Below are 11,632 nucleotides of genomic sequence, written 5' to 3'. Positions count from 1 at the left end.
ACATATCCTCAGAAATGATGTTAGAAATATTAATACATTTTTGAAGTTGAAACCAAAGTTGTTAGGGTTAGCAGAACAACCATCAGAGGCTTACTTAATTAAAGTAATACCTCTGGGAAAGTGAGAATACTGTGTTTTTCTATAGATTTTTATTTATTCTGTAAAGCCCTCATTAGCCTAATATCTCTTTTATCAGTAATCAAGCAACCTATTTAAAGAACCGTTTGAAAAAAGCGTTCAAACTGCTTTAACTTAAATACACCTGCAATGCCGTTAACAATAATTAAACATTTACTGGTTCTTTTGGGGGTTTTTTGGCTTTTTGAAATTAATTTTAACTTGTAAGTTATTGAATTAAAGTTTCGTTTCTTTAAAGCTTTACTAAATTTAGTACTTTTGTAGTGTTTTTGTTCCTTTTTGAGTTTTTTGTATATATAATGCCCACAGAAACTTAACGAAACGATACCTTCGTTAAACAAATAATATCAATTTGGTGCCTACACAGCACTTTCATTTTTTGAGGGATAAAATGACAAACTCTTTGCTTAAACTTAAGAAATTGAGTGCTGTAATTGCACTTAGTTTAGCCAGCTCATCAACGCTTGCTGCTGACCTAGGTGTTGCCAACAACTTTTCTGCATTTGTTTTTGACGACTTTAAATCGAATGTTGGCCGTGCTGATGGCGCTATAGCAGCAGGTAAAATCGACATAAAAGGTTATAGTGTAGGCTTTTTACGCCCGTCTAACCCAAATGAATACTACTTAATTAGTGAATCAAGCATCGATTATAAAATAGGGCGCCAGTTCGTTGGTAGCATGATTGCCGGTGGTGGTACTGATGTTAGCTGGAGTGTTCAATGGGGCATGGAGCGAAATTCTACAATAGCTTCAAATCAAGATGAATCAACCATGCCATTTGATTTTGATGAACAAGAGCAATACTACAAAGATTTAAGCGCTGAGTTAGGTAAGCTTGATGCTACGGGAACAGTACAAAGTAAATGGGGTGGCCTTTACTTAGAAGGCGATGGTCGCTCAGACACGCAGGTATTTAATTTAGATGCACGCCAATTTGCTAAAGCTCACACATTTAAAGTGTGGGGCATTCCTGCTGATGCAACAGTTATCTTTAATATTACTGGCGACGACAATGTTAACGTTAAAGGTAAAAGCTTTTGGCGTTTACGCAATCATGCAACCAAAACTGTATTTAACTTCACTAATGCAGAAAAACTGAACATTAAAGGTAACCGTTGGCAAGGTGTTGTATTGGCCCCTTACGCTGATATCAGAGGTGTTTATGGAACAGCTAAAATGCCAGTTATTGGTAAAAGCTTTTATGGTTCAATGGCATTGTTAGGCGGTGAGTTTGACGGTAATTTACCTTCTGGCGTAGACCCAATTTGTAATGAAATTAATATAGTTGATAAGTGGAGTTGGAGCAGCAGCGAATTCTTACCTGAGTATAACCAAGTGATTTCAACACCCATTGCTGTAAATCTTAATGATGACAATGGTGATGGTTTCATTGATGACAAAGATGTAACAGATATTTTAGCTGTAACCTTCAATCTTGCTAACTACCGTGCGCAAGGGATTGTTAGGGCTTTAAGTGGTATTGACGGCGAAGAACTATGGAAAACTGAAAACCTCGATGGAACTTTCGACTATAAGACAATAAAGGCTACTTCGACTTATTCAATTTCTGCGGCTGATGTTAATAACGATGGTTTGGTAGAAGTTATAGTAAGAGACTCTAGCGATAGTAGTTATAAAATCTACAGCAATTCTGGTGAGTTAATAAAAGCTATTCCAAAAGGGTTCGCATACGGAAACTCATCAATCTCAGATTTAGATGGTGATGGTAATGCTGAATTTATAATCGGTAATAGTATTGTTAGTCTTGTTGATGACTCTATAGTTAAACTTCAAAAGCCTGTAGATTACAACAAAGGTAATTTTACAGTTATTGACTCAATTGCTTTTGATTCTGATCTTGGCGGCCAGCAGGAAATTCTGGCTAATGGTGTATTATTTACGAAGGATGGAAACGTGCTTTGGAATAAAAATACACAACAGGGCTTTTCAGCAATTGGTAACTTTGATAATGATGCATATCCTGAGATTGTTTTAACGGATTTAGATGGCAGCATCAAGCTCTTAGAACATGATGGAACAATTATTTGGGAATACCAATCAGAAGACTCTGGGGGTGGTGTTCCCTCTATTGGTGATGTCGATGGAGATGGTGAGCCTGATATTGTAGTCGCAGGTGGTGAATTAATTAAGGTACTCAATAAGCAAGGCGTCTTAATTAACTCCTTTAGTATTAATGATGCGTCTAGCAAACGTAGTGGCGTTATTACATATGACTTTAACCATGATGGTAAAGATGAAATTATTAATGTTGATGAATCTGGTCTAAATGTATTTAGTGCATCTGAAAATCAACTAATTTATAAGTCGCCACAATCATCAGGTACTATATGGGAATATCCAATCATAGTTGATTTAGATGGTGATGGCTCAGGTGAAATAGTATCTGTTTCTAATGAGTTTTTATTGCCAGAAGGTGCTACAGGTACCAATGGTGTTTCGGTCAAAACGACAGGAAGCTGTAAATGGTCTTCGGCTACGCGTGTATGGAATCAACATTCGTTCTCAGGCACAAATATAAATCAAAATGGTTCATTACCACTACAGCCAGAAAATAGCTGGGAGAAAACGAACACTTTCCGTTCAGCTAACTTAAAATAAGCCAACTTTTTTAATCAAAGCCAATTACTTTAATTGGCTTTTTTATTTTTTAAAAAGGTTGGTGATAAAGAACTAAGTTCAATTTGAGGTTTTTTTGTCAAATTTACAGCAAGACCCAGCTATTAGAAATTTACTAGAGCGAATGCCTAAAAATATTCAAACTACCTTTACCGATGAGCAGCTTGCGCATTTAAAAATTGCCATTGGCGCTAGGCAGTGGGGTAACCACGCTGTTGACTGCAGAGGTGTAGTTAAGCTTTTTAAATATCGATATTACTATGTTTTCTTGGCGGGGCGAAACAGGCGTGAATTAAGCTTAAAAGAGCAAAAATTTGCAAAGTTGGCACAAGCTGTAATTATAAGCTCTGCAGTTTCATTTGTGACTTTACTTATATTGCTGGTTTTATATTTGATTAAATCTGCATTGGGCATTGATATGTTTGAAGGTTATTCATTTGGAATTTGGCGTTGGTTCAAGGCTTTATTCAGTTAACATGTCTTATTTAATGAGTTAATATTTTATTTGTACCCAAAAGCTCATTGTAATGTTAGTTACAAAATAGTTAGTACTTTTGTCGGTATAAGCAATTGAACAAAAACAGCTAATGCTATATCATTCGCGTGGATTTTGTGGGGGCTCCCCCCACGCTAGATTAGCTATAAGGAATTAAGCAAAATGACATCTCCAAGGACTTTCAAACCTTCAGGTTCCTCTGATGCCAACTTTTACCGACTATTTGATATATTTGCGTTATTTTTAGCTTTTCAGTGCGCAGCCCTACTTTACAATTTTAAACTTACTCCTATTTATGCCGCTTCTGCGCTTACTGTTGCGCTTAGCTATTTATACAGTGCTGAGCTGTTTTCTACTTATCGCTCTTGGCGCGCTGGTAAATTTAGAACAATGGTCATGTGTGCATGGGCTAGCGTTTTAATTGCTTTTGCGTTTTTACTAGTAGTGTCTTTTATTTTTAAGTTTAGTGAATCACTTTCACGTGTGGGTGTAATTATTTGGTTTACGCTAAGTGTTACGTATTTATATATTTGGCGCTTGGGAGTGTACTTATATAAACGTAGTCGCCGTAAATTAGGCTTATCTCAACGTAATGTTGCCATTATTGGCGCAACAGAATCTGCTGCATACTTGCATACTGAAATTGTTAAACACGATGAGTTAGGTTTTAACTTTAAAGGTTTTTATGACGATAGAAACCCTGAACGCTTGTTTGAACAACTGGAACACCAAGGTGTTGAAGGAACAATACAAAGCGCTGTTGATGCTGCTCGTAATGGTGAAATAGACATACTTTACATTGCGCTCCCTATGAAAGCGCAAAAACGCATAGCTGATATTTTATTGCAGCTAGGTAATACCACGGTAGATGTGCACGTAGTGCCCGACTTTTTGCTTTCAAACTTAATACACGCCCGAATTGAACATGTGGGTGACGTAGATACATTAAGCGTGTTTGAAGCACCATGTATTGGCGCCCATGAGTTCATAAAGCGCACAGAAGATATAGTAGTTTCAGCCATTATTGTTACCTTAATTACTCCGGTTTTATTAGCGATTGCAGCCGCAATCAAGCTGACATCTAAGGGGCCTATTATTTTTAAGCAAGACCGCTACGGTTTAGATGGGCAAAAAATAAAAGTGTGGAAGTTTCGTTCTATGACAGTGACCGAAAATAGCGATGTGGTCACTCAGGCAACAAAAAACGATGCCCGAATTACCCCGTTAGGTGGCTTTTTGCGACGCACTAGCCTTGATGAATTACCACAGTTTATAAATGTTTTAAAAGGCGATATGTCTATTGTTGGCCCTAGGCCTCATGCGGTGGCGCACAACGAAGAGTACCGCCAAAAAGTAGAGTTTTATATGTTTAGGCATAAAACTAAACCGGGTATTACCGGTTGGGCACAAATTAATGGCTGGCGCGGCGAAACCGATACGCTTGATAAAATGGCTAAGCGAGTTGAATACGACTTACATTACATTAAACATTGGTCTTTGTGGTTTGATGTGAAAATAATTTTTATGACAATTTTTAAGGGATTTAAAAGTGAAAATGCGTACTAATATAATTACCACTTTACTTGTTGCGTTAGGGGTTTCTGCACCCTTATCGGCAGTAGAATTACAACCTGGCAGTGTAATGACTAAAGATGGCGCTGAAGTTACGCCAATGCTGCAGCTTGGTGTAAGTAGTAACGACAACTTTTTTATGACGCCGTCGGCTACACAAACACGTTTGATATGGAATATTGCGCCCAGCTTAAACGCATTAATTGAAGATGGCCCCGACAGTTATAAATTTGATATTGCATCTAGCACGTCGTTTCATAATAAAGATACCACTGATAACTTTACTCAAGTTAATTTAGGTGCGGGTGTACATAAAGAGTTTACTAGCCAACATAGACTAGATGTAACTGGTAACGCCGATTGGTTATACGAGCCTCGTGGTGGTGGATTAACTGAAGGGCAGGGCAGTGCGCTAGATGAACTTGTAAACTATCAACAACAAAACCTAACAGCTCGCTATGAGTATGGCGCACAAAGCTCTAAAGCAATGTTTGCTTTAACCGCAGGTTATTATAATAAGAATTACCAAAACTTTACGGCCATATCGCAATTTCGTGATTACGACAAGCCTATGTTAGGTATTACTGGCTACTATAATACCCAAGCTGGTACCCGTGCCTTTTTAGAGGTAAAGCAAGAAAACTACCAGTACGATGTAATTGACTCAAACGGTATTTCCCGTGATTCAAATGACGTTAAAGTATTGTTAGGTATGGAGTGGGAAGCCACTGCTGTTACTACTGGCTCGTTTAAAGTGGGTTACCAAAATAAGGATTTTGAGTCGAACCAGCGTGATAACTTTAGTGGTTTAAGTTGGGAAGCGGCTGCAGTTTGGAAGCCATTGACTTATTCAACCTTGCAACTAGTTACCAGCCGTGCAGCCAAAGATCCTTTAGTACAAGGCGATTACATTAAAGAGAGTGTTTATGGTGCAACATGGCAACATGATTGGAGCGAATATTTAAGCTCGGTAGTAAGTGCTAATTACGTTGAACAGCAGTACTCAGGTAACTTTAACCGTAAAGACAAAGTTAAAAATGCCCGCCTAGGCTTAAATTATTTAGCTAATAACTTAGGAATGATCACCGGTTATGTTGATTTTATTGATCGTAATTCAACTCAAGCCAATATTGAATTTGATCGCGTTATTGTTGGCCTTAATTTTACATTTGCATTAAAGGGTAATGAATGAAGGTTAGAACTTTAATTGGCCTAATTCTGTTACTCAGTTTTGGTAGTTTTGCGAGTGATTCGCAAAACTACATATTAGGCGCAGGCGACAAAATAGAAATTAAAGTGTTTGGTCAGCCTGATTTAGACGTAACCTCTCTACTAGGCAATAGTGGTGAGATTAACTACCCGTTTTTAGGTAAGGTTAAACTAGTTGGGTTAAGCGTTTCGCAAGTTGAACAAACAATAATTAGTGGATTACAGCCTGATTATTTAGTTAAACCTAATGTGTACGCGCAAGTGGTAGAATACCGCCCTTTTTACATACATGGTGAAGTTAAAAAGCCGGGTGGATACCCTTATCAGCCTGCTATGACAGTAAATCAAGCTATTGCACTGGCCGGTGGCCTAACTGAACGTGCCTCGGTTGATAAAATATTTATTTTTAAAGAGCAAACCAAACAGCAGCAACAAAAAGGTAGTTTAAATAGCCAAATTGCAGCGGGTGATACCATAAAAATAGAGCAACGCTTGTTTTAAGCAGTTTAAGGCAGTAATAATAAAATGAATACACACTCTGAAAAGCCTAGCAATAACGAGGAACTAATTGATTTAGGTGCTTATCTTAATATTATTAAGCAAAGCATATGGAAAATATTGGGTTTTGCTATTGTTGCTACACTATTAACCATCATGGTCGCTTTAACGTTAACACCTAGGTATGTAGCCACGGCCACTTTATTAATTGAGTCGGAGCAAACAAAAGCAGTAAGCTTTGATGAAATATATGGTTTAGACTCTACCAAAAAAGAGTATTATTCAACCCAGTTTGAAGTGATTAAGTCAAACACGGTTGCTCGAGAAGTAATTACTAAACTTAATTTAAAACAGCATACTGACTTTATTGCTAAACCTTCGCTTACAAGTGAGTTAAAAGGCATGGTTAAGCAGCTGTTACCTTTTTTAAATAAAAAAGAGGATTCTGTTATTACAGAGGAAGAACAAGCTGAGCGTGAGATGTTAGGTTTGCTTGCTGCTTTTAAGCCTCGCTTAACTGTGTCTCCTATTCGTAAAACACAGTTAGTGCAAGTAAGTTTTGAGTCGAGCGATCCTAAGTTAGCCGCTTTGGTGGCAAATACGGTCGGCGAAGTTTACATAGAAAGCCAAATGCGCGCTAAAATGGGAATAACCCAGCAAGCGTCTAGCTGGTTAAATACGCGCTTATCTGAATTACGTATACAACTAGATAGCTCTGAAGTGCGTTTACAAGCTTACCGAGAAGAACAGAAGTTGGTTGATATTGAAGGTATTGCAGGTTTAGTTACTCAAGAATTAGAGCAAACCTCAAAACAGCTAGTTGATGCGCGAGCGACTAAAAATAACCTTGAAAGTATTAATCGTGTTATTAACGAATATGGCAACGATAACATAGAGTTACTTGGCAGTATGCCTGAAATTACCTCGCATCGTGTTGTACAAGACGTTAAACGCGAAGTTGTATTGGTTGAGCGTAAGGTAAGTGAGCTTAGTGAGGTTTACGGCCCTAAACACCCAAAAATGATTTCAGCTAAATCTGAACTTGCTACAGTTAAATCTAACCTTAATAAGCAAATTAAAGGCTTAATTACCGGTATTGAAAAAGAGCTTAATAGAACAACGCGAACTGTAAATGCGCTTGAGCGCGATTTAGCTAAAATTCGTTCTGAATATCAAGATATTACCCGTAAAGAAACTCAATATAATCAATTAAAACGTGAAGTTGAAACGAATCGTAATATTTTTAATACCTTTTTGTCACGCTCTAAAGAAACCGAAGTAACTAGTGACTTTAGCTCAGCTGCAGCTCGTTTTACAGACCGTGCTTATGCTCCAAAAGACCCAAGCAAGCCTAATAAAAAGCTGATTGTTATTTTAGCCTTTGTTGCCAGTTTTGGTTTTGCGGTAGTAATGACTTTTGTTTTTGATGCCTTAAACGACACAGTTAAGAATAAAAATGATGTAGAAAATAAACTCGCTCAACGTATGTTAGGGTTATTACCGCATGTTGCGGTTCCTAAAAAGAGCTATTTTCCGATCCATGCTTATTTAGAGGATAGCTATCGTCGTTTTGCCGAATCGGTACGTACCTTCCGCACTAGTTTATTGCTTACCCATTTAGACAGAGCGCATCAGGTTATTGCGGTTACCTCTACCTCCCCAGGGGAAGGTAAAACGACTACCTCTGCTAATTTAGCGATGTCGTTGGCACAAATGGGCAAGGTATTACTGATTGATGCCGATTTACGTAAACCAACGTTAGCTAAACGTTTTGATATACCGGTATTTCACCCAGGTTTAAGTAATTTAATGATTGGTACTGAGCAATTAGCTGAGTGTGTTCATGTTGACACGCAATCGGGTGTAACAATTATGCCAAGTGGGCAAATACCATCTAATCCACTTGAGTTGTTGTCAAGCCCACGCTTTGAACAATTGCTTAGTGAGTTAAAAGCGCAGTACGATCATATTATTGTTGATACACCGCCTACGCAAGCAGTAAGTGATGCATTGGTAATTGCACAAAGTGTTGATTCGGTTGTTTATGTTGTTAAATCAGACATTACCCGTATTAAACCAATTACAGCGGGCCTTGAGCGTTTATTTGAAGTAAAAGCCCACGTTGCCGGTGTAGTACTTAATAAGGTCGATATGAGTAAATCTAAAGATGAGCATAGCCATGGCTACTATGATTATTACGATTACTCACAGCAACCTGAAAAGCCACAAGCGTAACTAAGTTAGTTTATGTTTGATATTCATACGCATATTTTGCCGAGTATTGATGATGGCGCTAAAGATTTAACAGAATCTTTAGCGCTTTTAAAATTGGCTGAAAACGATGGCATTACTCATATGGTGGCAACGCCACATATACATGTAGGTCGCTTTAACAATGCGACTGATCAAATAAAAAACGATTTAGAGAGTTTAAAGCGAGAGGCAAAAAAAGAAGGTATTAATGTTAAATTAGCTGCCGCTGCTGAAGTACGTTTAGACATAGAGCTTATGGCAATGGTGATGGCTAATAAACTGCCTTTTATTGGTAAAATGGCAGACAAAAACGTGTTGCTATTAGAGTTACCGCATTCACACATGCCGCAAGGTTACGATAAGTTTATTCAGTGGCTCGCTAAACAAAATATACGCGTTATTATTCCGCACCCAGAGCGTAATCGCGATATTCAGTCAAACCTTTATTACATTGAACACTTAAAGCAGTTAGGCTGCGACTTTCAGTTAACGGCATCGAGTATTGAAGGTGAGTGGGGAGAAAGCGCACAAACTATAGCGTTACAAATGTTAAAAGATGGGTTAGTAAACTATGTTGCCTCTGATGCGCATTCAGTAAAGCGCCGCCCGCCTATATTGAGCCAAGCTAGAAAAACAGTAGCGCAGTTAATAGGTGAAGAGCAGGCCACAACGCTTTTTGTAACTAACCCGCTGCAGCTAACCGAGTGTTTATTTAATGACTAAATTAAACATGTTCAAGGCAGTTCCTGCTGTTATTTTAGCCATGATAGTACTTGTTATTGCTTATACAAGTATGCAAAGTATGCGCGCAAATGCGTGGTACTTTAATGCCCTAAATATTGTGCAAGAGTCAGGTGGCGCTTTGTCTGGCTCATCGCTTCAGGCGGCAGAAAATGCGATTACCTTGGCTACTAATATGGATCCTGAGCATCCTCATTATTGGCACTTTTTAGCCCATATAAAAATGCTAGGTTTAGCCGGTATTGATACAACATCAATTGAGCAAATCGAACATACTCAGCAAACATATCAACAAGCTGAGCAAGCGTTGTTAAAGTCGGTTGAGTTAAGGCAAACTTGGGCACTAACCTGGATAAGCTTGGCGCAAGTTGTCAGCTATCAAGAGGGGCCTACCGAGCGGGTATATAATTATATTCAGCAAGCTAAAAAAGTTGGCCCATATAAGTTAGATGTTCACTTAGGTATTATTCAAATTGTGTTAATGCACTGGAATGAACTACCCCCCATCTACAAAGCCCTTTATGTGAACGAGCTTAAATTAGCCTCTAAATATGGTTATAAATTTAATAAAATTTTTAGCATGGCTAAAGAAATGAACCGTTTACCAATTGTGTGTTTATCGCTTCAATTTGGAACTCATTTTGAGGCGGTTAGAGGCAGTTGGATGTTTAATAAATACTGTGGTTAAAAAAAATAAAGGGGCTAGGGATTAGGTGGTAGGTTTTAGGCTTATCCTCGAAACCCGACTACCAAAACATGAAGTTTAACTTCTGTAATCACAGCACTTCTTAGTTTTCTTTGTACATAATTTCCTGAAAATCTTATTGCACTGAGAGAAGCGAATGAGGAGTAAATGAGAAAACATTAACGATTAAGACCCTTATTAATGAAAGCTTTCTGTTTTTGTCACTTCCTCTAAAGCGCAGCGTCTCTTAGCCCTCTTTGTGTATAATTTTCTTAAAGATCTTATTGAACTGAGAGAAGCGAATGAGAAGTAAATGAGAAAATAAAGCCACTAAGCTAAGTGACTAATTATTTTGTTACTACCTCTAAAAGCGCAGCGTCTCTTAGCCCTCTCTGTGCATAAATTATTTAATGATCTAATTGCACTGAAAGAATCGAATGAGAAGTAAATGAGTAAACACTAACGATTAAGCCCCTTATTAATGAAAGCTTTCTGTTTTTGTCACTTCCTCTAAAGCGCAGTGTCTCTTAACCCTCTTTGTGCATCTTCACTTAAGAGAATATTAACTATCAAGTTGAGTTAAAAATCATAAATTAAAGCGCTTGATACCATCAACTAACTTTAGTGTATTAAAGTTAATTAATAAGCCCGTATTTATATTTGATAGCTTCATATATGTAATCAACTGCGCTGAGTGAATAGGTTGGAGTTTATCAACGGCCTTCAGTTCAATTATTAATTCACTTGATAATAAAATATCCAACTTATAGCCTGTTGCAATATATTGTTCCTTATAAATTATTGGCAGTTCAACTTGATTTTTAACATTTAACCCAGCCTGACATAACTCATACATTAAACAAGATTCATAGCTTGACTCTAATAGTCCTGGCCCTAAAGTTTTATGTACCTCAATAGCGCACCCAATAACTATTTTTGTTAATTCGTCAATGTCCATGATTATCCTCATTCAATAGCAACTTTAAGAATTAGTTGCTTTGTTTCAGGCTTAACTAACGTTATAACCTGATTATAGTTTATTAAATTAGAAACCAAAGCCACTAACCCAAGTGATTAATTGTTTTGTCACTTCCTTTAAAAGCGCAGCGTCTCTTAGCCCTCTCTGTGCATAAATTCTTTAATGATCTAATTGAACTGAGAGAAGAGAATGAGAAGTAAATGAGAAAATAAAGCCACTAAGCTAAGTGACTAATTATTTTGTTACTACCTCTAAAAGCGCAGCGTCTCTTAGCCCTCTCTGTGCATAAATTCTTTAATGATCTAATTGCACTGAGAGAAGCGAATGAGGAGTAAATGAGTAAACATTAACGATTAAGCCCCTTATTAATGAAAGCTTTCTGTTTTTATCACTTCCTCTAAAAGCGCAGCGTCTCTTAGCCCT

General features: G+C 37.7%; 9 protein-coding genes. 8 read left to right on the top strand and 1 reads right to left on the bottom strand.

All coding sequences use genetic code 11. The annotated features are described in order from the left end of the window. The first annotated feature begins 529 nt into the window (after window positions 1–529). From QL989_RS09200 to QL989_RS09165, 8 genes are all read left to right on the top strand, one after another. Window positions 530–2,758, top strand: a complete 2,229-nt coding sequence (locus tag QL989_RS09200) for a choice-of-anchor A family protein (protein WP_198523021.1) — start codon at window positions 530–532, stop codon at window positions 2,756–2,758. Window positions 2,759–2,900: 142 nt separating this feature from the next. After that, entirely contained in the window at window positions 2,901–3,251 is a 351-nt protein-coding gene (locus QL989_RS09195; RefSeq protein WP_356776516.1) for a 3-phosphoshikimate 1-carboxyvinyltransferase, read from the top strand. Window positions 3,252–3,434: 183 nt separating this feature from the next. Next, entirely contained in the window at window positions 3,435–4,838 is a 1,404-nt protein-coding gene (locus QL989_RS09190; RefSeq protein WP_290169943.1) for an undecaprenyl-phosphate glucose phosphotransferase, read from the top strand. Continuing rightward, on the top strand, window positions 4,822–6,036 hold the full coding sequence (locus tag QL989_RS09185) for an outer membrane beta-barrel protein (protein ID WP_198523024.1): 1,215 nt from the start codon (window positions 4,822–4,824) through the stop codon (window positions 6,034–6,036). Before QL989_RS09190 ends, QL989_RS09185 begins: the two co-directional genes overlap by 17 nt. Beyond that, a complete protein-coding gene (locus QL989_RS09180; RefSeq protein ID WP_290169940.1) occupies window positions 6,033–6,554 on the top strand; it encodes a polysaccharide biosynthesis/export family protein in 522 nt (173 codons plus the stop codon). Before QL989_RS09185 ends, QL989_RS09180 begins: the two co-directional genes overlap by 4 nt. A 24-nt stretch (window positions 6,555–6,578) precedes the next feature. Then, window positions 6,579–8,786, top strand: a complete 2,208-nt coding sequence (locus QL989_RS09175) for a polysaccharide biosynthesis tyrosine autokinase (protein WP_290169937.1) — start codon at window positions 6,579–6,581, stop codon at window positions 8,784–8,786. A 12-nt stretch (window positions 8,787–8,798) separates the two neighbouring features. Next, window positions 8,799–9,527 carry a CpsB/CapC family capsule biosynthesis tyrosine phosphatase gene (locus tag QL989_RS09170; RefSeq protein WP_290169935.1) on the top strand — a complete coding sequence of 243 codons (729 nt, stop codon included), beginning with the start codon at window positions 8,799–8,801 and terminating at the stop codon, window positions 9,525–9,527. Beyond that, complete coding sequence (locus QL989_RS09165) at window positions 9,520–10,233, top strand: VpsP family polysaccharide biosynthesis protein (protein WP_290169932.1); 714 nt, start codon at window positions 9,520–9,522, stop codon at window positions 10,231–10,233. The genes QL989_RS09170 and QL989_RS09165 overlap by 8 nt, the downstream gene beginning before the upstream one ends. Before the next feature lie 583 nt (window positions 10,234–10,816). On the opposite strand, the gene QL989_RS09160 is transcribed toward QL989_RS09165, so the two are convergent. Then, window positions 10,817–11,188 (bottom strand): GxxExxY protein, encoded by a 372-nt coding sequence (locus tag QL989_RS09160; RefSeq protein WP_290169930.1) that lies wholly within the window; start codon window positions 11,186–11,188, stop codon window positions 10,817–10,819. Window positions 11,189–11,632: the final 444 nt, after the last annotated feature.

Origin of the sequence: Pseudoalteromonas sp. APC 3224, assembly GCF_030407535.1 — a bacterium.
Taxonomy (GTDB): Bacteria; Pseudomonadota; Gammaproteobacteria; order Enterobacterales; family Alteromonadaceae; genus Pseudoalteromonas.
Note: the sequence above shows the minus strand (reverse complement) of the source record. Positions and strands in the feature narration are given on the sequence as shown.

Coding starts and splice junctions, on each gene's coding strand:
- QL989_RS09190 (WP_290169943.1), top strand. CDS start 3,435: ATGACATCTCCAAGGACTTTCAAACCTTCAGGTTCCTCTGATGCCAAC.
- QL989_RS09200 (WP_198523021.1), top strand. CDS start 530: ATGACAAACTCTTTGCTTAAACTTAAGAAATTGAGTGCTGTAATTGCA.
- QL989_RS09160 (WP_290169930.1), bottom strand. CDS start 11,188: ATGGACATTGACGAATTAACAAAAATAGTTATTGGGTGCGCTATTGAG.
- QL989_RS09175 (WP_290169937.1), top strand. CDS start 6,579: ATGAATACACACTCTGAAAAGCCTAGCAATAACGAGGAACTAATTGAT.
- QL989_RS09165 (WP_290169932.1), top strand. CDS start 9,520: ATGACTAAATTAAACATGTTCAAGGCAGTTCCTGCTGTTATTTTAGCC.
- QL989_RS09170 (WP_290169935.1), top strand. CDS start 8,799: ATGTTTGATATTCATACGCATATTTTGCCGAGTATTGATGATGGCGCT.
- QL989_RS09180 (WP_290169940.1), top strand. CDS start 6,033: ATGAAGGTTAGAACTTTAATTGGCCTAATTCTGTTACTCAGTTTTGGT.
- QL989_RS09195 (WP_356776516.1), top strand. CDS start 2,901: ATGCCTAAAAATATTCAAACTACCTTTACCGATGAGCAGCTTGCGCAT.